This is a genomic window from Sphaerisporangium cinnabarinum (assembly GCF_055567015.1).
On sequence record NZ_JBVHRG010000004.1, the window covers coordinates 215,575 to 238,467 of the forward strand.

The following is a 22,893-nucleotide window of genomic DNA, read 5'->3' on the forward strand; positions in this document are numbered from 1 at the left end:
TCCTGCCGGGGGCAAGGCGGGTCGCGGTGCGGACGGGGTGCCGGCGCAGGTCGGGCAGGGGTGCGCGCCCCGGCCGGGAGCACCGGTGGCCGGGGCGCGCGGTCAGGGGGTCACAGGCCGCCGAGCAGGGCCGTGAAGTCGGGCGTCCCGGCGAACGGGTCGGCAGGGCCGGTGTTCTTGCGCAGCGCGACCTTCTCCGCGAGCTCGCGTCCCGCACGCGCGATGCGGGCGGGCAGCCCGCCGCCGGAGTCGCCCTCGGCGGCCGCCCAGTCGTCGGTCGCGGCGAACACGGACGTCGTGGCGACGTCGGCCCGCAGGTAGGTGAACAGGGGGCGCAGCGAGTACTCGAGCGCGAGCGAGTGACGGGCGGTGCCGCCGGTCGCGCCGAGCAGGACGGGCGTGCCGGTGAGCGAGTCCTTGTCGAGGACGTCGACGAACGACTTGAGCAGCCCGGAGTACGTGGTGGTGAACAGCGGGGTGGTCACGACGATCCCGTCGGCGGCGGTGAGGCGCTCGAGCACGCCCGCGAGGTCACCGGTCGGGAAGCCGGTGAGCATGGCGTCGACGACGGCGTGCGCGTGGTCGCGCAGCTCGACGGTCTCGATCTCGGCGCTCACGCCGAGGCCCTGCAGCTCGCGCACCGTGGCCTCGCCGAGCCGGTCGGCGAGCAGGCGCGTGGAGGACGGCTTGGACAGCCCGGCGGACACCACGACGAGGCGGCGGTCCGGGGCGGGGGTGCTGGCGGTCATGCGGTGCTCCTGAGGTGCTGACGTGCGGTGCGGGGTGCGGCCCGTCGTGGGGCCGGGTGCTGCCGTGCCCGACGGCGGCCGGTCGCGGGTGCGGGGCACTCCTCGACCGTACGCCGTCGGGCGGGTGGTCACGGCGCGGGTGTCGCCGGTGTCACAGGCCGAACGCGGCACCGGCGGTGGCGGTGCGGGTGTCGTCCTCGGCGGTGCGCCCGGTCCAGAGGTCCTCGGTGCCGCCGACGTGCGCGGCGCCCTCGGTCCCGGCGGCGCGGGCGGCCGCGACGCGCTCGGCGTGGCTCGGCGGGTTCGACGGCACGTGCGCGGGGCGGACGGCCTCCATCTCCTTGCGCAGCACGGGCACGACCTCGCCGGCGAGGAGGTCGATCTGCTCGAGCACGGTCTTGAGCGGCAGGCCGGCGTGGTCGACGAGGAACAGCTGGCGCTGGTAGTCGCCCACGTGGTCGCGCATCGCGGCGTACCGGTCGATGACCTGCTGCGGCGAGCCGACGGTGAGCGGCGTCTCGCGCGTGAAGTCCTCCATGGAGGGCCCGTGCCCGTAGACGGGCGCGTTGTCGAAGTAGGGGCGGAACTCGTCCCACGCCTTCTGGGAGTCCTTGCGCATGAACACCTGGCCGCCGAGCCCGACGATCGCGGTGTCCGCGGGGCCGTGGCCGTGGTGCTCCCAGCGCTGGCGGTAGAACTGCACCATCTGCTTGGTGTGGCTCATGGGCCAGAAGATGTTGTTGTGGAAGAACCCGTCGCCGTAGTAGGCGGCCTGCTCGGCGATCTCGGGGCTGCGGATCGACCCGTGCCACACGAACGGCGGGACGCCGTCCAGCGGCCGCGGCGTGGAGGTGAAGCCCTGCAGCGGGGTGCGGAACTTGCCCTCCCAGTCCACGACGTCCTCGGTCCACAACCGGCGCAGCAGCGCGTAGTTCTCGATCGCGAGCGGGATGCCCTGCCGGATGTCCTGCCCGAACCACGGGTACACCGGGCCGGTGTTGCCGCGGCCCATCATGAGGTCCATGCGGCCGTCCGAGATGACCTGGAGCATCGCGTACTCCTCCGCGAGGCGCACCGGGTCGTTCGTCGTGATGAGCGTCGTCGAGGTCGACAGGACGATGTTCTTCGTCACGCCCGTCAGGTAGCCGAGCATGGTCGTCGGCGAGGACGGGACGAACGGCGGGTTGTGGTGCTCCCCGGTGGCGAAGACGTCCAGCCCCGCCTCGTCCGCGTGCTTCGCGATCGTCAGCATGGACCGCACGCGCTCGGTGTCGTCGGGGGTCCGGCCCGTCGTGGGATCCGTCGTGACGTCGCCGACGGTGAAGATGCCGAACTGCATGGTGTGCTCCCGGGAGTCCTAGGTCGATGCGTTTGCATGTACATGCCGCTCAACCTGGCTCCCCGCGAGTTTGTTCCCGCCCCCCGGGGAGCCAGGTGTGAGCGTGCACACGTCTGGGCCGGTCGGACGGCCGCGGAGTTGCGCGGGGCATCGAAACCCGGGAGCCTGGGACCGCGCGCCGAGGCGGGCCGGCACGACGCAGCGCAGGGGGCCACCAGGCCGTGGGCCCCGCGACGTTCACCGGACCTTCACGGCGCACCGGAACACCGACCGCACGTGAGGCGTTGCCTCTCGTAGACCGGGCCGCTGCCCGCACCCCCACCGGGCGCGCCCACCCACCCCCGAAGACCCCTCAGGAGGACACCATGGCCGACCGTTCGCTGCGCGGGATGAGCATCGGTGCGAAGAGCATGGAGTCGGACGAGGGCGTCGACTTCGCCCCCCGCTTCCAGGCGCACTACGACTGCCCCAACGGGCACACCATCATCCTGCCGTTCTCGACCGACGCCGAGGTCCCCCCGGTGTGGGAGTGCCGCTGCGGCGCCGAGGCGCTGCTGCGCGACGCGGAGCGCCCCGAGCCCAAGGCCGGCAAGCCCGCCCGCACCCACTGGGACATGCTGCTCGAGCGCCGCACCATCTCCGAGCTCGAGGAGCTCCTCGACGAGCGCCTCGGCCTGCTGCGCGCGGGCAAGCTGCGCCGCAGCGCCTGACGCCTCGCAGCACCCGCACGAGAGGCCCGGACCCCCGAGAGGGAGTCCGGGCCTCTCGTGCGTGACGGCCGGCGTCCGCGCCCTCGCGCCGGCGCGGCACGCACGTCGCGGGGTCGCGCGGCCCGCACCGGGACGACGCCTCAGCGCGTGCCGCGCCGCCCCGCGACCGACCGCGCCAGGCTCGCGAGCTGGGCCGCGCGCCGTCGGGCACCCCACACCGTCACCTTCCACAACGCCTCGGTGACGATCGCGCGGCTCATCTTCGACCGCCCCGCCGTGCGCTCGACGAACGTGATCGGCACCTCCGTCGCCAGGCCCCCCGCCCGCACGACCCGCCACGCCATGTCGACCTGGAAGCAGTACCCGTGCGACTCCACGCTCGCGAGGTCCACCGCGCGCAGCGCCGACGCGCGGTAGGCGCGGTAGCCCGCCGTCGCGTCGCCCAGGTGCAGCCCCAGCGCGAGGCGCACGTACGCGTTGCCCGCGCGCGAGAGCACCTCGCGGTGGCGCGGCCAGTTCTCCACGCGCCCGCCCGGGACCCAGCGCGACCCGATGACGAGGTCCGCGCCGTCGGGCGCGCCGTCCGCCGCGGCGGGGCCGAGGGCGGCGAGCAGGGACGGCAGCTGCTCCGGCTGGTGGGAGCCGTCGGCGTCCATCTCCACGAGCACGTCGTACCCGGCGTCCAGGCCCCACCCGAACCCCGCGACGTACGCGGCACCCAGACCCTCCTTCCCGGCCCGGTGCAGCACGTGCACGCCCGGGTCGGTGGCGGCCGCGGCGTCGGCGAGGTCACCGGTCCCGTCCGGGCTCGCGTCGTCCACGACGAGCACGTCCGCGTCCGGGACCGCGGCGCGCAGGCGCGCGAGCGTGCCCGGCAGGGTCAGCGCCTCGTCGTACGTGGGCACGACGACGAGCACGCGCCCGACCGCGGCGCCACCCTCCCCCGCGGCCCCGCTCACGACGCCTCGCCCCCGGCCGGGACCGGGGCGGTCCGGGTGCGGCGCTCGCGGACGGCGGTGACGACGCCGGCGGCGAGGAGGCCGAGGGCGAGGAGCTCGACCACGCGACCCGGCCAGTCCCCCGCCCGTACGGCGGGGGTGAGGCTGGTGCGCAGCGGCAGGTCGGCGACCATCTGGTCGGCGGTGAACAGGCCGGTGCTCTGCAGGAGCGTGCCGTCGGGGGCGATGACGCCGCTCACGCCGACGGTCGAGACCTGCACGGTCGCGCGGCCCGTCGACACGGCGCGCAGCCGCGACATCGCGAGCTGCTGCGTCGACTCGGCGGTGTACCCGAACGAGGCGTTGTTGGTCGGCACGACGAGCAGCTCGGCGCCCGCGTCGACGGCGTCGTTCACGAGGCCGTCGTAGGCGACCTCGAAGCAGATGACGACGCCGAGCGGCACCGTGCGACCCAGCCGGGGCGCGTCGAGGTCGACGACGCCGGTCTCGGTGCCCGCGATCATGTCGATGCTCACGCGGTCCACCTGGTCGGAGAACACGCGCAGCAGGGAGCGCAGCGGGATGTACTCGCCGAAGGGCGCCGGGTGCTGCTTGGCGTAGCGGTCGACGACGCCGGTGCCCGGCTCCCACAGGAGCGACACGTTGTACCGGCCGCCGGTCTCGGGGTACTCCTGCGCGCCGACGAGGATCGGCGCGCCGACCTCCTGCGCGACGTCGTCGATGGCGCGCGCGACCTCGGGGGTGGTCTGCGGGTCGAGGTCGGAGCCGTTCTCGGGCCACAGCACGACGTCGAGGTCGCCCGGCCCGACGTCGTCGAGGAGCGCGAGGGTGCCCTGCAGGTGGTTGTTCAGCACCTCGGCCCGGTTCGCGAACGACCCGAGGCCGGGCTCGCCCACGTTGCCCTGCACGGCGCCGACGGCGAGCGTGCCCGCCTCGGCGCGCGTGTCGAGCGGCACGAGCAGCGGTGCGGCGACGAGCGCGGCGGCGACGGCCACGGGGACGACGGCGCCGGTCACGACGTCACGGCTGCGCACCACGGCGAGCACCGCGACCGCGAGCAGCGCCCCGACGAGCGCGACGAGCAGCGACACGAGGACCTCTCCCCCGAGCCACGCCGCGCCGACCAGCGGGGAGTCCGCCTGGGAGAACGCGAGCCGGCCCCACGGGAACCCGCCGAACGGGACCTCGGTGCGGGCCTGCTCGACCCCGACGAACAGCACCGCGAACGCGACGGCCTGTCGCCCGGCACGCCCCGTCAGCCACGACCAGCGGCGTGCCCAGACCCACGCGGCACCGAGCAGCCCGACGAAGCACGTCTCCATGACGGACAGCGCGAGCCACGGCACGGTCTCGGTCGCGTAGTTCGCCCACCACAGGTGCGGCAGGAAGAACGCCAGGCCCCACACCAGGCCGACGAGGAAGCCCCAGCGCGCGCCGTCGCGGCGCAGCGCCCAGAACAGGGTGGCCACGCCGACGAACGCGAGCGGCCACCACCCCCGGTCGGGGAACGCGGTGTCGGTGAGCAGGCCGCCCGCGAGGGCGAGCAGGAGCGTCAGGGGCCGCGACGGTACGGCAGGCGACGGGGCGGCAGGCGACGCGCCTGCGGGGACCTCGCGCTCGGGCGAACCGTCGGGCTGCACACCCGGCCTCGGTCCCGGCTGCCGGTCGGGGGGCGTGCCGGTCTCGGGCGCACGGGCGGCCGTGCCTGCGGGGCGGGATCGCCCGGCGGGAGCGGCCGGGGGCTCGGGGGCGTGCACGGGTGCACCCTACGCCACGGACCTGCACGAAGACCTGGCGGGGCCGCGCCCGTCCGCCGGGAGCCGGCGGGAGGGTGTGTGCGGGCTCGCGCGCCCTTCGGCCCGTACGACGCCGCCACCGGCGGAGCACGTTTTCTACTGAGCGCGCGAGCCCGGCCAGGTACCCGGCGCGGCACGCCGAGGGGTCGTCGTCGGTGGCTGATCCCCCTGCGGCCGCGGGGGCCGGAACACCCTGTCGAAACTACTCCGGCTCACCGCCCTGTCAAGCGGGAGCGATCAGACGAACGTGTCGAACAGGGGCACTCCGGCACGCACGGTCTGCAGGCACCGCGGTCGCGGCACGTCCGGGCCGAGCTCGGGCAGCAGCGGCTGCCCCGCGCGCGCGTCCGTGCTCCACGACGACGTCGTGCGGCCCAGCGCACCCTGCACCACGAGGTGCTCCCCGCGCCACACCGCGAGGTGCGCGGGCGCCCCGACGCGCAGCTGCCCGGCGCCGGTGTGGTCGAGCCCGGCGATGCGCCACCCGCCGCGCGTGTGCGCACGGAACGCGGCCCGGGCCGAGATCTGCTGGTCCGGGTCGACGTGCGACATCGCGGCGAGCACGCCCGCCCACGGGTCGATCCGCGTCACCGGCGCGTCCGACCCGAACGCGAGCGGCACGCCCGCGCCCGCGAGGTCCGCGAACGGGCTCAGGCCCTGCGCCCGCATCGCGCCCACCCGCGCGGCGTACATGCCGTCCGGGCCGCCCCAGGCGGCGTCGAACGCGGGCTGGATGCTCAGGCTCACCCCGTACAGCAGGAGCGTGGCGAGCGCGGTCGCGTCGACGAACAGCGCGTGCTCGACCCGGTGCCGCGCCGCGCGCACCGCGCTCTGCCCGTGCGCCTCGGCCGCGACGCCGAGCCCGAGCACGAGCTCGTCCATCGCGCGGTCCCCGATGACGTGGAACCCGCCCTGCGTGCCGGCCGCCGCGACCGCGGACAGGTGGTCCGCGATCTGCTCCGCCGTGAGGTACAGGTTCCCGCGGTCACCGCGGTCCGGGCCGTCCTGGTACGGCAGCCGCATCGCGGCGGTGCGCGACCCGATCGACCCGTCGACGTTGAGGTCGCCCGCGATGCCCGCGAGGCCGGGCACGTCCGCGAGGAGCGCGCGCGCGTCGTCGGCCGTGGCGCACAGCTCGCCCCGGTACCCCACGACGTGCGGCAGGCCCGACGCCGCGTCCGCCGTGAGCGCGAGGATCTCCCGCAGCCCGGCGCGCGTGTCGATGTGCGGGGCGCTCATCTCGTGCACCGACACCACGCCCTGCTCGGCCGCGGCCCGCAGCGCCGTGCGGTACAGCTCCGTGCGCCGCGCCGGGGACACCGCCCGCGCGACGTCGCGTGCGACGTGGTGCGCCTCCCCCGCGACCCAGCCCGACTCGTCCCACCCGGGCCGCGACTCGAGCGCGCAGCGGCGCGCGAGCGACGTCGACACCACCGCGGAGTGCACGTCCACGCGGGCCGCGTACACCGCGCGGCCGCCCGCCGCGGCGTCGAGCTCGTCGCGCGTCGGGGGGCGCCCCTCGGGCCAGGACCGCTCGTCCCACCCGTACGCGAGCACGACGTCGTCCTCGTGCGCCCCGGCTGCCGCCTTCGCGACGGCGTCCAGCGCGGCCGCGAGCGTCGTCACGCCGGCGCTCGCGGACAGGTCGACGCCGGCCAGGGCGAGCCCGACCTCGAACAGGTGGACGTGGGCGTCGACGAACCCGGGGGCGACGAGCGCGCCGTCGAGGTCGATGACGCGGTCGGCGCGGGCGGCGAGCCCGTCGGCCGTGTCGTCGGCGCCGATCCAGGCGATGACGCCGTCGTCGACGAGGAGTGCTTCCGCGAACGGGTCGGCCGGGGAGTGGATCACGCCGCCGCGGTACAGGGTAGAGGCCACAGTCCTTCACGATACCGCCACAACCCGTCGTGCTTCACCGCCCGGTGGCGGCGTCGGCGCAGGTCCGGGCGCGTGTCGTGCACGTCACGCCGGCCGGCTCCAGCGCCGGTCCTCCGAGCCGGCCTCGCGAGACGCCCCGCGCGCCGCCGGCCGACGGTGCCACCGGGGCGGCGGCGCGCTCAGACGCTGGAGTAGGCGACGACGCCGCGGCGCAGGCGGTCGATCGCCTGGCGTGCGGTGCGGCGGACCTCGGGGGTGGGGGCGGCGCCCGCGACCTGGTCGAGGACGTCGATGACCTGCTTGCACCAGCGCACGAAGTCGCCGGCCGCGATCTCGGAGCCGCGCAGCACCGCGTCGAGGCTGCGGCCGACGGCCCACCGGTGCACGGCCGTGACGAGGCCCTCGTCGAGCGGCCCGGTCGCGTCGATGTCGTGCTCGTCCTCGAGGTCGTCGACCTCCGACCACACGCGCGTGGTGGCCTCGAGCGCGCGCGCCAGCCTGCCGTGGGGGCCGCCGGGGACGTCGGGCTCGCCGTGGTCCTCGCGGCGACCGGCGTACACGCACGTGGACACGACGGCGGCCAGGGCGGGCGCGTCGAGGTCCTCCCACACGCCGCGGCGCAGGCACTCGGCCAGGAGCAGGTCGTTCTCGGCGTAGAGGCGGCGCAGCCACTGCCCGTCGGGCGTGACCTGCAGGCCGGTGCGCGCGGCCTCGCGGGCGGCGCGCCCGGTGGGCGGGGCGCCGGGGGTCTCCTCCTCGTCCAGGGCGTCCTCGAGGGGCGCGGCCGGGTCCTGCGCGGGCTCGGCGGGCGCGAGGTAGCCGAGCGTGACGAGGACGTCGCAGATGCGGTCGAAGACGCGCGCGATGGAGCCCGTGCGGCCCTCGACGCGCCGCACGAGCTGGTCGTGCTCCTTCTTCAGCCGCGCCCACCGCTCGGCCCAGCGGGCGTGGTCCTCCCGGTCGGGGCAGTCGTGGCACGGGTGGGCGCGCAGCTGGGCGCGCAGGCGTGCGAGCTGGGCGTCGTCGGTCGCGCCGGACCGGGCGCGGGTGGTGCGGCCGGGGCGCGTGCCCGGCTCGTCGAGCGCGCCGAGCGCGTTGCGCAGCGTGGAGGCGAGGTCGCGCCGCTGCGCGGGCACGCGCGAGTTGAACGTCTTGGGGATGCGCACGCGCGCGACGGTGCGGATCCCGCCGGGTGCGTCGGCGACGGTGAGCTTCTTCACCTGGCGGTCCTGCGTGAGGACGGTGGGGCGCGGGCCGTCGAACCCGGCGCCCTCCCCCGGGTCGAGCACGACGACGTAGCCCGCGCGCCGCCCGGACGGCACCTCGACGACGTCCCCGGGCCGCAGGCGCTCGAACGCCGCGACGACCTCGGCGCGGCGCGACCGGCTCGCGGCGCGCGACAGGTCCCCCTCGCGCGCGGTGATGCGCCGCCGCAGCGCCGCGTACTCGGCGAAGTCGCCGCGGTCGCACGTCATCGCCTGCGCGTACCCGTCGAGCGCCTCGGCGTGGGCCTGCGCCTGCTTGGCCAGGCCGACGACGCCGCGGTCGGCCTGGAACTGCGCGAACGACGTCTCCAGGACCTCGCGCGCCCGGTCGCGCCCGACCTGCGCGACGAGGTTGACCGCCATGTTGTACGTGGGCCGGAAGCTCGAGCGCAGCGGGTACAGGCGCTTGGACGCCAGGCCCGCGAGGTGCACCGGGTCCAGGCCCGCGTGGTCGACGACGACGGCGTGCCCCTCGACGTCGATGCCGCGCCGCCCGGCACGCCCGGTGAGCTGGGTGTACTCCCCCGGGGTCACGTCGACGTGCGCGGTGCCGTCCCACTTGACGAGCTTCTCCAGCGCGACGGAACGGGCGGGCATGTTGATGCCGAGCGCGAGCGTCTCGGTGGCGAACACGACCTTGATGAGGCCGCGGCTGAACAGCTCCTCGACCGTCTCCTTGAACACGGGCAGCAGGCCCGCGTGGTGGGCCGCGATGCCGCGCGCGAGGGACTCCGTCCACGTCCAGTACCCCAGGACCTCCAGGTCCTCGGTCGGGATGGTCGCGGTGCGCTCCTCCGCGACGCGCCGGATCTCGGCCTCCTCCGCGGGCGACGTCAGGCGCAGCCCCGCGGTGAGGCACTGCTGCACGGCGCCCTCGCACCCGGCGCGGGAGAAGATGAAGTAGATCGCGGGCAGCAGCCCGTCCGCGTCGAGCGCGTCCACGACGGCGAACCGGGCGGGGGTGCGCCGCCCGACGACGGACCGGTCCGGCCCCGGGCGGCGCCCCCCGCGGCCGCGGTACCCGCGGTCGCCGGACCCCCGCCGTCCGCCCGGACCGGGGCCGCCCGTGCGGGGCGCGGTGCGGAACGCGGCGAGCAGGTCGGGGTTGATGGGCGGGTTCACGCCCGGGTCGGTCGGGTCCACGGTCCCGGCGTACAGGTCGAGCAGGTCCGCGCCGGGCGCGCGCCCGCCGCCCGCGTGCGCGACCCCCGCCGCGGGGTTCGCCGACGCGACGAGGACGTGCTGCCACAGCGGCACGGGCCGGCGCTCGCTGACGACGACGGTCGTGTCGCCGCGCACCATCTCCAGCCAGTCGCCGAACTCCTCCGCGTTGGACACGGTCGCGGACAGGGACACGAGCTGTACGTCGTCGGGCAGGTGGATGATCACCTCTTCCCACACCGGCCCGCGGAACCGGTCGGCGAGGTAGTGCACCTCGTCCATGACGACGTACGCGAGCCCGTCCAGGGTGCGCGACCCCGCGTACAGCATGTTGCGCAGCACCTCGGTCGTCATGACGACGACGGGCGCCTCCCCGTTGATCGTCGTGTCCCCGGTGAGCAGGCCCACGGAGTCGGCGCCGTGGCGGCGCACGAGGTCCGCGTACTTCTGGTTCGACAGCGCCTTGATGGGGGTGGTGTAGAACGCCTTGCGCCCGCCCGCGAGGGCGAGGTGGACCGCGAACTCGCCCACGACCGTCTTCCCCGCGCCCGTGGGTGCGGCGACGAGCACGCCGCGGCCCTCCTCCAGCGCCTCGCACGCGCGCACCTGGAAGTCGTCGAGGGGGAAGTCGAGCACCTGCCGGAAGTCCGCGAGCCGCGTGCGGGACGCCGCCTGGCGGGCCCGGGACGCGGCGTAGCGGGCGGCGGGCGATTCGTCGGCCGTCATGCCGTCAGCCTACGGTCCGCCGCCCACCTCGCCGGTCGAGCCTCCTGCTCAGCGCGCGGGGACGGTGGCGTCGAGCACGCGCAGCGCCCCGGGGACGACGTCGACCCGCAGCGGCAGCGGCCCGAGGTGCTCCCCGTCGGCGAACGCGTGCGGCGGCGCGGCTCCCGCGGCGGTCGCCTCGACCGTGACCGACGTCGCCCGCACGGTCCCGACCGCACGGTGCGCGAGGTGACGGCCCGCGTACATGCCGGGGAAGACGCGCGCGGCGCCCCACCGCCCGAGCGGGCCCGCGACGACGACGTCCAGCAGACCGTCGTCGGGCACGGCGCCAGGCGCGACCCGGACCCCGCCGCCGAAGCGGGGGCTGTTCGCGACGGCGACGAGCGCGCCCGGCGACTCCCACACGAAGGCCCGTCCGTCCGGGCCGCCGGCCGCGTCCGGGTGCTGCGCGGCGTCGGGCAGGGGCAGCAGGGGCGCCCCGGCGAGGACGTCCGGCACGTCGTCGCCCGCGGGCACGCCCCGCACGGTGAGGCGGTACCCGTAGGGCCGGTACCGGGTGATCTCGGTCAGGGCGGAGCGCGCGTACCGGGACCGTCCGCGCGGCCAGGTCGCCGCGTTGGCGTGCGCGTTCACCGCGGCGTCGATCCCGGCGGACAGCACGCCCGCGTACCAGCGCGCGACCGGCACGTGCTCGCCCGCGACCCGCGCGGCGTCGACCACCCGCACGGTCGCCCCGGCGCTCGCGGCGGGGCCGAGCGCGGCCAGGAGGGCGTCGACGCAGCGGTCGGGACGGCCGGTGGGCAGGTCGAGGGCGTGGGCGAAGTCGTTCCCGGTCCCCACGGCGACGATGCCGAGCGGCACGCCGGTTCCCGCGGTGGCGTTGACGCCGAGATGCACCATGCCGTCGCCGCCGACGACGACGAGCGCGTCCACGCCCGCGGCCGCGACGGTGCCGCGGACGGCGGCGTCGGCGGACTCCTGCGCGAGGGGCAGGCTGGGGGCGCTGAGGTCGAGGACGTCGTGCCCGGCCGCGGTGAGCGCCTCGGCGGTGCGGCGGCCGGCGGTGCGGCCCCGCCCGCGCCCGGCCGTGGGGTTGACGACGAGCGCGACCGTGCTCATGCGTAGTCCCCGCGCCCGGTGGGGCGCGGCCGGGGCGTGGTGCTCACAGGGCGAGCCGGGCGGCGTCGCGCTGGTCGACGCGCCGGTCGTGCAGGACGGAGATCCCGTAGGCGAGGAAGTACAGGGCGCAGATGGGCAGCGCGACGCAGAACATGGTGAGCACGTCGGGCGTGGGGGTCATGATCGCGGCGAACAGGAACGAGATCAGCACGGCCCAGCGCCACCCGGCGAGCCACGTCGCGGCGCGGACCACGCCCATCGTGTTCAGCGCAACCATGATCACGGGCACGAGGAACGCGATGCCGAACGCGAGCATGAGGCGCATGACGAACCCGAGGTACATCTGGGCGTTGATGAGGTTCGCGCTGCCGTCGGGCACGAACTCGTTGAGGAGCGCGACCGCGCGCGGCAGCATCACCCACGCGAGCGCGACGCCGGCGAGGAACAGCGGGACGGCGGCGCCGATGAACCCGAACGCGTACCGCTTCTCCTTGGACGTCAGGCCGGGCGTGATGAACGCGAAGAGCTGGTACAGCCACCACGGGCTCGACAGCAGGACGCCGAGGAACAGGGAGACCTTGACCTTCATGTCGATGGCCGTGGCCACGCCCTCGAAGTTCAGGCCCGTCAGGACGTCGCGGCGCTCGGCCGCGTCGACGAGCGGCTGCTGCAGCGCCTGCAGCACCGGCTCGTACACGATCCACCCGACCACGGCACCGAGGACGATGCCGATCGCGGCGAGGAAGAGGCGCTTGCGGATCTCGACGAGATGCTCGCGCAGGGGCATGCGCCCCTCGGGGTCACGGGGAGAGCGGGACACCGACTACGCCTTGGGGGTGTCGTCCTGCGTGGACGACGCCGTGCCCCCCGTCACGCTCGTCGCACCCGTGCCCGCCGCGCCGGTCGTCGTGGCGCCGGTCGTGGTGCCGGTGCTCGTCGTGGCGGTGGTGCCCGACGGCGTCGTGGTCGTCGTCGCGTCGTCGTCCTCGCGCAGATCCTTGACCTCCTTCTTGAAGATCTTCAGCGACTGGCCGACGGAACGCGCCATGTCGGGGAGCCGCTTCGACCCGAAGAGCAGCAGGACCAGGAGGATGAGGACGACGATCGTCGCGGGGTGACGAAGGATGTTCACGGCGGGAACCTACTACCTACTCGTGGGCGGCCAGGGGCGACGTTGCTCTTCGCGCCATCATAGGTCACGGCGACCCCCGTCCCGCGGTGCCGGTCAGGCGTTGAACCGCCGCCAGCGGGACCACACCAGCTCGTCGCGGCGGCGCCGCAGCACGCGCCGCTCCTCGCGGTCCGCGCGCAGCACGTCCACCCGGGCGCGCAGCTCGACCGGGTCGTCGAACAGCGTGGGCGCCGTCGAGGGCTGCGCCTCCTGCTGAGCTCGCGCCAGCTCGTCCGCCCGCGCACCCAGGTCTGCCGCGACCTGCGACGCACGCGACAGCTCACGTCCTAGGCCCTTGACCGACCGCCACAGGCGCCGCGCCAGGAAGAACGCACCCACGAGCGTGCCCACGACGAGCAGCGTCCAGACCCAGAACCACATGCCGCCCACCCTAACCAGCGGCGGGGTCGGCGCCCGACGGGCCGCCACCCGGGACGCCGGCGGGCAGGTGCGCGTACGCGGCCAGGGCGGCGCTCGCGGCCTCGCGCACGTCCTGCGCGACGGCAGCCGGCTCGACGGCCAGGACGTGGCGGGCGCGCTCGGTGAGGAGCTGGCGCAGCCACACGGGGTTGGTGACGCGCAACCGCACCTCGAACGCGCCGCCCGGCAGGTTGCGTACCGACTCCACGGGGACCTGCTCCGCCACGGCGCGGGCCGGGCTCGCGAACGTGATGGTCGCGAGGGGCGCGTCGCCGGTAGGCGTGAAGTCCACGTCGGGGTCGACGTCGTGCCCCTCGACGGCCTGGTCGAGCTCGGTGGCGGCGAGGATGCGGTCGACGCGGAACGTGCGCCGTCCCTGGGCGCGGTGGCACCACGCGAGCAGGTAGGCGTGCTCGTCCTGCGTGTGCAGGGAGACGGGGTCCACGTCCCGCTCGGACTCCTCGTCCGCCGCGGTGACGTACCGGATGCGCAGGCGGTGGCCCGCGACGAGCGCGCTCGTGATGGCCGCGACCACGCGCGGGTCGCCCTCGGGCGCGAGCTGCACGTCGAGCGCCGCCGCGGCCTCCCCCGTCGCGTCGGTCAGCTTGCGCAGCACCGACTCCACGACGCCCGCACGCTCCGGGTCGGCCTGCACCGCCGCCGTCTCCCGCATCGCGCGCAGCGCCGCGATGAGCGCGACCGCCTCCCGTGTGCCGAGCCGCAGGGGGCGCGTCATGCCGCGCGCCTCGGTGAGGCGCACCACGCCGCGCTCGATCGAGTCCGCGTCGAAGTCGATGAGGTCGTCGGGCCAGTACCCGGGCGTGCCCGACACCCACAGGGCGTCGACGTCGTCCAGGACCTGGCGCTCGCTGACGCCGAAGTGCCGGGCGAGCTCGCCCACCGGCACCGGTCCCGCGCCGTCGAGGTACGCCACGATGCCCAGCAGGCGCACCAGCCGGTCGTCCGCGCGCTCAGCCACGCTCCACCTCCGCCTGTCCGCCGCCGTCGGCCGGGCCGGTCGCCAGTCCCGCCGCGTCGCGCAGCCGCCGCACGACCGCCTCGCGCAGGTCCGGCGGCCCCAGCACCAGCACCGCGTCCCCGTACCCCACGACCTCGTCCGCCATCGCGTACCGCACGTCGTACGCCACCTCGAGCACGTCGCGGCCCGCGCTGTCGCCCGCCCGCGCGTCGGGCACCGAGCCCACGACCGTGCCGCGCGCCCGCAGCGCCCCCGCACGCTCGGGCACCACCGCCAAGCGCGCGAGCCCGCCCGCGTCGCGCGTGCCCAGCGCCGCGTCCACGTCCACGTGCGCCGGCACCTCGAACGCGTCGCGCGGCCCCGACGCCCGCACCCGTCCCTCGACCCGGCTCAGCCGGTAGGACCGGGGCGCGCCCCGGTCCAGGTCCAGGCCTACCAGGTACCAGCCGCCGCGCCGCGCCGCGATGCGCCACGGCTGCACCCGGCGCGGCCGCACCTCGCCCGTGCTCGCCGCCCGGTACGTGAACGACACCACGCGCCGTGCCGAGATCGCGTCCATGAGCGTCGCGTACGCGTCCCCCACCGCCCGCACCCGCGGCGCCAGACCCGCCACGACGTCCATCGCGGTCTCCCCCGCACCCGCCGCCCGCAGCTTCGTCAGCGCGCGCGAGATGTCCGTCCGCAACGTCTTGTCCTGCCAGAACTGCGCCGCCAGCGCCAGCACCCCCAGCTCCGCGGGCGTGAGGTCCACCGCCGGCAGCGCGTACGCGTCCTGGTCGATCCGGTACCCCACCTCGTCCGCGTGCCCGCCCGCGTCCACCGTGACGATGGGGATGCCCAGGTCGCGCAGCGTGTCCTTGTCCCGCTCGAACATCCGTTCGAACGCGTCGGGCGAGGGTGCGTCCCCGTACCCCGCCACGCTCGACCGGATCTGCTGCTTCGTCATCGACGCGTTCGTGTTCACCAACGCGATCACCAGGTTCAGCAGACGCGCCGCAGGGTTCGTCGACGAACCCCCCGACGACGACGCGACGGAGGGCGCGGAGGCAGCAGTGGGCTCGGACATCGGCACCACGCTAGTCGGTCGATAGGGTGTGCCGCGTGATCACGTGGCGGACCGCGACCGTGGTGTCGCACGCGAAGGCCTGGACCGGAGCCCAAGAGCTGAACGTCAGGCTCCACACACCCCTGCCCGGGCGCCCCGACGACCCCCACGCCACCGTGCGCGCACTCGCGTACACCCAGCTCGTCGGCACCCCCCACCCCGGCGACCACGTCCTCCTCAACGTCTCCGCCCTCGCCCGCGGCCTCGGCACCGGCGGCTACGCGCTCGTCGTCGGCCCCGCCCAGCCCGCCACCCCCCTCCCGCCCGACCCCACACCCGGACCCGGTCACCTCGTCAAGGCCCGCTACACCCCCCTGCAAGCCCTCGTCCTCGGCGTCGACGAGCAGGAGTCCCCCCACCACGACACCCTGCGCGACGCCGACGACCTCTCCGACACCCCCGTCGTCGTCGCCGACCTCCACTCCGCCCTGCCCGCCGTCGTCGCCGGCGCCCGCCACGCCGCCGCGCTCGCAGGCCGTCCCACCCCCCGCATCGCCTACGTCATGACCGACGGCGGCGCGCTGCCCGCCGCGTTCTCCCGCACCATCGCCACCCTGCGCGACACCGGCTGGATCGACACCTGCATCACCGTCGGCCAAGCCTTCGGCGGCGACCTCGAAGCCGTCACCGTCCACACCGGCCTCCTCGCCGCCCACCACGTCACCGGCGCCGACCTCGTCGTCGTCGCCCAAGGACCCGGCAACCTCGGCACCGGCACCCGCTGGGGCTTCTCCGGCGTCGCCGCCGGCGAAGCCCTCAACGCCGTCGCCACCCTGCGCGGCCGGCCCGTCGCCTCCCTGCGCGTCTCCGGCGCCGACCCCCGCGACCGCCACCTCGGCATCTCCCACCACTCCCTCACCGCCTACGGCCGCGTCGCCCTCGCCCCCAGCGACCTCCCCCTGCCCGTCCCCACCCCCGACGTCGAGAACCTCCCCGGCTGGGGCCCCGACCTCACCGCCCGCATCACCCACCAGGCCCACACCCTCGCCGCCCCCACCGGCCGCCACCACCTCGTCCCCGTCCCCGCCGGACCCGACCTCCTCCACGCCCTGCACGACACCCCCGTCCGCCTGTCCACCATGGGCCGCGGCCTCGACACCGACCCCGCCGCCTTCCTCACCGCCGCCGTCGCCGGCGCCCACGCCGAATCCGTCAGGCCCGCATGACCACGACGTAGGGGGACCACGACCACCGCCGTCGCCGCACTGGCGCTCGCGGCCGAGCTCGCCGCCGCCCCCCGGAGCCGCGACGTCGACCTCCAGGCCGTGCTGGTCGCCGTGGCGCTCGCGGTGCGGGCGGTCGCGCTGGCCGACGTCTCGTCCGGGGTCGCGGCAGGGCTCGACGGACTCGCCGTGCTCGGCGTCGTCCTGCTCGTGCGACCGCGGGACCGAGCACTCGTCCTGCGAGGACCGCGCCCCGGCACCACGATGGGGACAGACGGCACCCGAGCCGTCGTCCCGCCGCCGTCCCGGCGCGCGTCACCGACCCGAGGAGGCAACCCATGGCTGCTCGCTCCGACCTGCCGAAGTACACGGTCCCGTCGCTCACCCCTGAGGAAGGGGCGAAGATCGCCGGGATCCTCCAGGAGCGGCTGCACGCGCTCAACGACCTGCAGCTCACGCTCAAGCACATCCACTGGAACGTCGTCGGCCCGCACTTCATCGCGGTGCACGAGATGATCGACCCGCAGGTCGACGCCGTGCGCGCGATGGTGGACGCGACCGCCGAGCGCATCGCGACCCTCGGCGTCTCCCCGCAGGGCACGCCGGGTGCGCTCGTCGCCGCCCGCACCTGGGAGGACTACTCCCTGGGTCGCGCGTCGACGATCGCGCACCTCGGCGCCCTCGACGAGGTGTACGTCGGCGTCATCACGGCCCACCGCGAGGCTGCGGCCGCGACCGAGGAGCTCGACGACGTCACGAACGACCTGCTCATCGGGCACCTGCACGACCTCGAGCTCTTCCACTGGTTCGTCCGTGCCCACCTGGAGTCGACGGGCGGCGACCTCTCCACCGAGGGAGCACGTACCGAGGCCGGCGCCGCGCGCAAGGCCGAGGAGGCCGCGGCCGGTCAGCCCTGACCCCGCTCCCCTCCTACGCCGTCGGCCCGACGGCGACCGGGCCCCGTCACGCGAGTCGTGGCGGGGCCCTCGCTTTTCCGGGCTGGTTGGTGAGGTGACCGGCTGGGCTGTCGATGGTTCTGGTGCGCTTGGCACACTATTTATACTGGAGAGCGCATAGAGTCGTGGCATGACCGACCAGCACGGCTCGCCGCCGCCCGTCCGCCAGCTCCGCCTCGTCGTCGAGGCGGAGGACTATGACGCCGCGCTTGCGTTCTACCGCGACGTCCTGGGCCTCCCCCAGCAGATCGCCTACGCGGACGGCGAGGACGACCGGGTGGCGATCCTCGACGTCGGGCGGGCGACGCTCGAGATCGCCTCCCCCGGGCACGCGCGGGCGATCGACGACGTGGAGGTCGGACGACGGGTCGCGGGGCGCCTCCGGGTCGCGCTCGAGGTGGGCGACGCCGGCGACGCGACCGACCGGGCGGTCGCCGCCGGGGCGTCGCTCGTCGCCCCGCCGACGCGCACGCCCTGGGGGTCGCTCAACTCACGCCTCGACGCCCCCGCCGGCCTCCACCTCACGCTGTTCCAGGAGCTCGGCGGCGAGGAGGGCGTCCCGCCCGGCGTCGTCGCCGAGACCGGGCCCGGCGACGATCCCGCTCCCCACCGGGGCTGACGCCTCGACCCACGCCCGCCGGACCTGCTCGAAGCGCGTCGGGAGCGGTGCCCGCACGGCCCCGTAGCGCGCGTTCGTGCGGTGCACGAACCGCCGCCACGACAGCACGAGGCCCTGCTTCGTGATGGGCAGGCCGCTGGACACCGTGACGCCGTTGTCGTGCGTGTGGTGGACCGTGAGCAGCAGCGCGCGCGGCACCGACCCCTCGAGGTCCGCCGCGAGCACCTCCCGCACCGCCATCCAGCGCCGCAGCACGACGACGACGCTCGCGCTCAGCACGTGCTCGCGCACCGTGCGGTGCTTGCCGTGCGTGAGCACGACCCTCCCCTCCCCCGCGCGCTCCGTCTCCGGGCCGAGATCGATGGCGTCGACCGTGCAGCGCAGCAGGTCGCCGTAGCGCGCGCCCGTCGCGCGCGTGAGGCCGGCGATCACCGCGAGCCGCACGGTCTCCGGCTTCGCCGCCTCGACCATCGCCTCCGTCGCCAGCAGGCGCCACACCCACTCGGCCTCGTCGAGCGTGACCGTGGGGCGCGGATAACGGGAGGCGGCGGTCGTGCCGGTAGTGGTGCCGCCCCTCGTGTCCGGGCTGGCGGGTGACGTCGCGTCGTCGGGCATGGACGGGACCCTACCGCTTGGCACACTTTTATTGGGACGGGACGGCGGCGCGTCGCCGTCGGGCGCGTCACGACGTCGTGACCACCGAATTGAATACGTATGCAGAATGCTGCATACTCGTGCCCATGTCCAAGGTTCTCACCTCCCTGCCCGTGGGAGAGCGCGTCGGGATCGCGTTCTCCGGGGGCCTCGACACGTCCGTCGCCGTCGCGTGGATGCGCGACAAGGGCGCGGTGCCGTGCACCTACACCGCCGACATCGGCCAGTACGACGAGCCCGACATCGGCTCCGTGCCCGGTCGCGCGACCGCCTACGGCGCCGAGATCGCGCGCCTCGTGGACTGCCGCGCCGCGCTCGTCGAGGAGGGTCTGGCCGCGCTCGCGTGCGGCGCGTTCCACATCCGCTCCGGCGGTCGCGCGTACTTCAACACCACTCCCCTGGGCCGCGCGGTCACGGGCACGCTCCTCGTCCGCGCCATGCAGGAGGACGACGTCCAGATCTGGGGCGACGGGTCGACCTTCAAGGGCAACGACATCGAGCGGTTCTACCGCTACGGGCTGCTCGCCAACCCGCACCTGCGCATCTACAAGCCCTGGCTCGACGCGGACTTCGTCGCGGAGCTGGGCGGGCGCAAGGAGATGTCCGAGTGGCTGCTCGCCCACGACCTGCCGTACCGGGACAGCACCGAGAAGGCGTACTCGACGGACGCGAACATCTGGGGAGCGACCCACGAGGCGAAGACGCTCGAGCACCTCGACACGGGCATCGAGACCGTCGACCCGATCATGGGCGTGCGGTTCTGGGACCCCGCGGTCGAGATCGCGACCGAGGACGTGACGATCGGCTTCGTCCAGGGTCGTCCGGTGACGATCAACGGGCAGGAGTTCGAGTCGGCCGTCGCGCTGGTCCAGGAGGCCAACGCGATCGGCGGCCGCCACGGGCTCGGCATGTCCGACCAGATCGAGAACCGCATCATCGAGGCCAAGAGCCGCGGCATCTACGAGGCCCCCGGGATGGCGCTCCTGCACGCCGCGTACGAGCGCCTCGTCAACGCGATCCACAACGAGGACACCCTCGCGCAGTACCACACCGAGGGCCGCCGCCTCGGCCGCCTCATGTACGAGGGTCGGTGGCTCGACCCGCAGGCGCTCATGATCCGCGAGTCGCTGCAGCGCTGGGTCAGCACCGCCGTCACCGGCGAGGTCACGCTGCGCCTGCGCCGCGGCGAGGACTACTCGATCCTCGACACCACCGGGCCCGCGTTCAGCTACCACCCGGACAAGCTCTCGATGGAGCGCACCGAGGACTCCGCGTTCGGTCCGATGGACCGGATCGGCCAGCTCACCATGCGCAACCTCGACATCGCCGACTCGCGGGCCAAGCTCGAGCAGTACGCGGGCATCGGCATCGTCGGCACCACGCACGCGGCGCTCATCGGCGCCGTGCAGGCGTCCACCGAGCTCATCGGCGCCATGCCCGAGGGCGGCGCGGAGGTCATCGCGTCACGCGGCATGGCCGAGGGCGACGACGCGCTCCTCGACCGCGCCGCGATGGAGTCCGGCACGGACTGACCGCCACGACGCCCACCGACGGCGCCCGGGTCGACGACCGACCCGGGCGCCGTCGCGGCTAGGCTCGCAGCGTGAGTGCAGGCACCGGGGAGCTGTGGGGGACGATCGCCGGACCCGTCGACCACGAGCTCGTCGTCAAGAGGTCCCGCTTCCTCGCGCACCTCTCCCCCGTCCCGTCCGTCGCCGCAGCCGACGCCGTCGTCGCGCGCGTCCGCAAGGAGCACTGGGACGCGCGCCACCACTGCGTCGCGCTCGTCGTCGGCCCCCACGCCGACCAGCAGCGCTCCACCGACGACGGCGAACCCTCCGGCACCGCCGGCATCCCCATGCTCGAGGTGCTGCGGCACCGGCACGTGACCGACGTCGTCGCCGTCGTGACGCGGTACTTCGGCGGCGTCCTGCTCGGCGCGGGCGGCCTCGTGCGCGCCTACTCGAGCGCGGTGAGCGAGGCGCTCGACCTCGCGCGGCCCGTGCGCCGCGCCGTGCTCACCGCGGTGCGCGTCGACGTGCCGCACGCCGACGCCGGGCGGCTCCACGGCGTCCTGCGCGACTGGTGCACCCACCACGGCGGCACGCTCGAGGGCGTCGACTACGGCGCGACGGCCGCGTTCACCGTCCTCGTCCCCCCGGCCGAGCTCGACCGGTTCGACGCCGGCCTCGCCGCCGCGTCGTCCGGCACCCTCGTCGCACGCCGCGGCGACAGCCGCGTCGTCGACGTCCCCGCCTGACCGCCTGCCCTCCACCCGCGAGGTAGAGCCCTGGTCGCGCCCGATAGAGCCGTGGTCACGCGAAGTAGAGGCCCGGTCACGCGAAGTAGAGGCCCGGTCACGCGAAGCAGAGCCGTGGTCACGCGAAGTAGAGCCGTAGTCGCGTGAAGCGGATCTGCTCGCACGTCGATGACTGCCCGCTCGACCCGCCGGTGCAGGCGACCACGACAGGCCGGGGCGCCACCGCCGTCGGGCAGAGAGCCGAGAGCCCAGAGCCGAGGCGAGGGCGACGCACCCGCCCGGCGCGTGCAGTGCCCGATCGACGAGGCCTCTACCTCGACCGACCAGGGCTCTACCCCGGCCGACCTAACCTCTACCTCGACCGACCAGGGCTCTACCTCGGCGAACCAGGGATCTCCCTCGGCCGACCCGGGCTCTGCCTCCGCGTCAGGCGCTGACGCCGTCCGGGCCGACGACGGCGCCGTCGGGGACGCGGGCGGAGCCGCCCGGGTCGGCGAGCTCGGCGTCGCCGGTGACCGTCACGCCGGAGCCGAAGGTCCAGTCCCCGCGCACCGTGAGCGAGCGGGCCGCGCGCAGGGACGGGGTGCCGTCGTCGAACCGGGCGTCGAACGCGGCGATGGTCTTGTAGTGCGCGGGGTCGAGGTCCACGAACGGCGCGCTGGTGCGCGCGACGAACCGGTACGCGTCGTCGAGGTCGTAGACGTCGGAGCGGAGCACGAGGAGGTCGTTCGTCGTCTTCACCGGCAGGAACCGGTCGCGGCCGACCTCGATCGCGACGGCGCCGTCGAACACCTCGACCGCGGCCCCCATGGCGGACTCGATCTGCACGACCTCGGGCGACGACGGGTCGGTCGGGTCGACGGTCTTGGTGTTCTTGATGAGCGGGAGCTCGAGCACCCCGCCGGTGCGGTCGAGCTCGGCCGACAGCGCCTCGAGGTCGAACCAGAGGTTGTTGGTGTTGAAGTACCGGTGCCGGCCGATGTCGGCGGCGGCGTCCTGGTCGTCGGCCGGGGTCTGTGCGGTCTCGCGCAGGACGAGGCGCCCGTCGCTGCGGCGCACGACGAGGTGGCCGCCCTTGCGGTCCGCGGGCGTGCGGCGTGCGACCTCGGCGGCGAACGGCGCCCCGCTGGCGGCGAACCACCCGGCCATCGCGGCGTCGGGCGCGGCCCCGAGGTTGTCGGAGTTCGAGACGCTCGCGTAGCGGTACCCGGCGTCGAGCAGCGCGCGCAGGGCGCCGGACGCGTAGAGGGCGGTGTACAGGTCGCCGTGGCCGGGCGGGCACCACTCGAGCTCGGGGTCGGCGGGCCAGTCGACGGGCGTGAGGTCGCTCGCGAGGAGCTTGGGCTCGCGGTTCTGCAGGAAGTCGAGCGGGAGGTCGCCGACCGCGAGGTCGTCGTGCGGGGCGAGCGCGGCGAGGGTGTCGGCCTGCGTGCGGAACGAGTTCATGAGCAGCAGCGGCAGGGGTGCGCCCGTCGCGCGCCGGGCGGCCCGCACCTGCGCGACGATGACGTCGAGGAAGGTCAGCGGCCCGCCGTCGGGGCGCTGCGGGTCGGCGTCGCGCACGGTGAGGAGCGACTTGGCGCGGTCCATGCCCATCGAGGTCCCGAGGCCGCCGTTGAGCTTGATGACCGCCGTGCGGCGCAGCGCCTCGCGGGCGGCGTCCTCGGGCACCTCGAGCTCGTCGCGGTGCGTGACGTCGGTGAGCGGCTCGACGTCGGCCTCCGGGATCATGCCGGTCGCGCCGGACTCGAGGAGCCGGTAGAACCGGGCGAAGACGTCGATGGCGGCGGGGGCGACGCCCGCGTCGCGCATGCGGTCGGTGGACTGGCTCAGGCCCTGGCTGCTCATGCCCCGATGGTAGGGG

The 22,893-nt window shown here is 75.1% G+C and carries 19 protein-coding genes; 6 read left to right on the plus strand and 13 right to left on the minus strand.

The window, feature by feature from the left end; translation table 11 throughout:
* Nucleotides 1-110: 110 nt before the first annotated feature.
* Nucleotides 111-749 (minus strand): FMN reductase, encoded by a 639-nt coding sequence (locus tag ACZ4MO_RS08270; RefSeq protein ID WP_043651674.1) that lies wholly within the window; start codon nt 747-749, stop codon nt 111-113.
* Nucleotides 750-900: 151 nt separating this feature from the next.
* A complete protein-coding gene (locus ACZ4MO_RS08275; protein ID WP_108049662.1) occupies nt 901-2,088 on the minus strand; it encodes an LLM class flavin-dependent oxidoreductase in 1,188 nt (395 codons plus the stop codon).
* Nucleotides 2,089-2,453: 365 nt separating this feature from the next.
* On the opposite strand from ACZ4MO_RS08275, the gene ACZ4MO_RS08280 reads away from it, so the two are divergent.
* Nucleotides 2,454-2,798 (plus strand): RNA polymerase-binding protein RbpA, encoded by a 345-nt coding sequence (locus ACZ4MO_RS08280; protein WP_021483180.1) that lies wholly within the window; start codon nt 2,454-2,456, stop codon nt 2,796-2,798.
* A gap of 140 nt (nt 2,799-2,938) precedes the next feature.
* On the opposite strand, the gene ACZ4MO_RS08285 is transcribed toward ACZ4MO_RS08280, so the two are convergent.
* The 10 genes from ACZ4MO_RS08285 to ACZ4MO_RS08330 form a co-directional block, all read right to left on the minus strand.
* The gene (locus ACZ4MO_RS08285; RefSeq protein WP_175008549.1) at nt 2,939-3,757 is read right to left on the minus strand and encodes a glycosyltransferase; all 819 of its coding nucleotides are present in this window, start codon (nt 3,755-3,757) and stop codon (nt 2,939-2,941) included.
* Complete coding sequence (gene lnt, locus ACZ4MO_RS08290; protein ID WP_175008548.1) at nt 3,754-5,397, minus strand: apolipoprotein N-acyltransferase; 1,644 nt, start codon at nt 5,395-5,397, stop codon at nt 3,754-3,756. The genes ACZ4MO_RS08285 and lnt overlap by 4 nt, the downstream gene beginning before the upstream one ends.
* 393 nt (nt 5,398-5,790) lie before the next feature.
* The gene (locus tag ACZ4MO_RS08295) at nt 5,791-7,431 is read right to left on the minus strand and encodes an amidohydrolase family protein (RefSeq protein WP_175008547.1); all 1,641 of its coding nucleotides are present in this window, start codon (nt 7,429-7,431) and stop codon (nt 5,791-5,793) included.
* A gap of 179 nt (nt 7,432-7,610) precedes the next feature.
* Nucleotides 7,611-10,583: a DEAD/DEAH box helicase gene (locus ACZ4MO_RS08300; protein ID WP_175008546.1), complete on the minus strand. Its 2,973-nt coding sequence runs from the start codon at nt 10,581-10,583 to the stop codon at nt 7,611-7,613.
* 48 nt (nt 10,584-10,631) lie between these two features.
* Nucleotides 10,632-11,702 (minus strand): diacylglycerol kinase family protein, encoded by a 1,071-nt coding sequence (locus ACZ4MO_RS08305; protein ID WP_175008545.1) that lies wholly within the window; start codon nt 11,700-11,702, stop codon nt 10,632-10,634.
* Nucleotides 11,703-11,745: 43 nt separating this feature from the next.
* Complete coding sequence (gene tatC, locus ACZ4MO_RS08310) at nt 11,746-12,522, minus strand: twin-arginine translocase subunit TatC (RefSeq protein WP_499278726.1); 777 nt, start codon at nt 12,520-12,522, stop codon at nt 11,746-11,748.
* 3 nt (nt 12,523-12,525) lie between these two features.
* The gene (gene tatA / locus ACZ4MO_RS08315) at nt 12,526-12,834 is read right to left on the minus strand and encodes a Sec-independent protein translocase subunit TatA (protein ID WP_083385040.1); all 309 of its coding nucleotides are present in this window, start codon (nt 12,832-12,834) and stop codon (nt 12,526-12,528) included.
* Between the two features lie 93 nt (nt 12,835-12,927).
* Complete coding sequence (locus ACZ4MO_RS08320) at nt 12,928-13,254, minus strand: hypothetical protein (protein WP_108049759.1); 327 nt, start codon at nt 13,252-13,254, stop codon at nt 12,928-12,930.
* Nucleotides 13,255-13,264: 10 nt separating this feature from the next.
* On the minus strand, nt 13,265-14,272 hold the full coding sequence (locus tag ACZ4MO_RS08325; protein WP_175008544.1) for a WYL domain-containing protein: 1,008 nt from the start codon (nt 14,270-14,272) through the stop codon (nt 13,265-13,267).
* Nucleotides 14,265-15,338 carry a WYL domain-containing protein gene (locus ACZ4MO_RS08330; protein WP_175008543.1) on the minus strand — a complete coding sequence of 358 codons (1,074 nt, stop codon included), beginning with the start codon at nt 15,336-15,338 and terminating at the stop codon, nt 14,265-14,267. Before ACZ4MO_RS08330 ends, ACZ4MO_RS08325 begins: the two co-directional genes overlap by 8 nt.
* 35 nt (nt 15,339-15,373) lie before the next feature.
* On the opposite strand from ACZ4MO_RS08330, the gene ACZ4MO_RS08335 reads away from it, so the two are divergent.
* The 5 genes from ACZ4MO_RS08335 to ACZ4MO_RS08355 all read left to right on the plus strand — a co-directional run bounded on the left by ACZ4MO_RS08335 (nt 15,374) and on the right by ACZ4MO_RS08355 (nt 21,029).
* Complete coding sequence (locus ACZ4MO_RS08335; RefSeq protein ID WP_114553446.1) at nt 15,374-16,543, plus strand: DUF3866 family protein; 1,170 nt, start codon at nt 15,374-15,376, stop codon at nt 16,541-16,543.
* Between the two features lie 335 nt (nt 16,544-16,878).
* Nucleotides 16,879-17,457 carry a Dps family protein gene (locus tag ACZ4MO_RS08340; protein ID WP_074806464.1) on the plus strand — a complete coding sequence of 193 codons (579 nt, stop codon included), beginning with the start codon at nt 16,879-16,881 and terminating at the stop codon, nt 17,455-17,457.
* Nucleotides 17,458-17,626: 169 nt separating this feature from the next.
* On the plus strand, nt 17,627-18,115 hold the full coding sequence (locus tag ACZ4MO_RS08345; RefSeq protein WP_114553445.1) for a VOC family protein: 489 nt from the start codon (nt 17,627-17,629) through the stop codon (nt 18,113-18,115).
* Between the two features lie 740 nt (nt 18,116-18,855).
* On the plus strand, nt 18,856-20,301 hold the full coding sequence (gene argG / locus ACZ4MO_RS08350) for an argininosuccinate synthase (protein ID WP_175008541.1): 1,446 nt from the start codon (nt 18,856-18,858) through the stop codon (nt 20,299-20,301).
* 71 nt (nt 20,302-20,372) lie between these two features.
* Nucleotides 20,373-21,029 carry a YigZ family protein gene (locus ACZ4MO_RS08355; protein WP_114553442.1) on the plus strand — a complete coding sequence of 219 codons (657 nt, stop codon included), beginning with the start codon at nt 20,373-20,375 and terminating at the stop codon, nt 21,027-21,029.
* A 426-nt stretch (nt 21,030-21,455) separates the two neighbouring features.
* Here ACZ4MO_RS08355 and ACZ4MO_RS08360 read toward each other — a convergent pair whose 3' ends face one another.
* Nucleotides 21,456-22,877, minus strand: coding sequence for a UTP--glucose-1-phosphate uridylyltransferase (locus tag ACZ4MO_RS08360; RefSeq protein ID WP_175008540.1), 1,422 nt, complete (start codon nt 22,875-22,877; stop codon nt 21,456-21,458).
* Nucleotides 22,878-22,893: the final 16 nt, after the last annotated feature.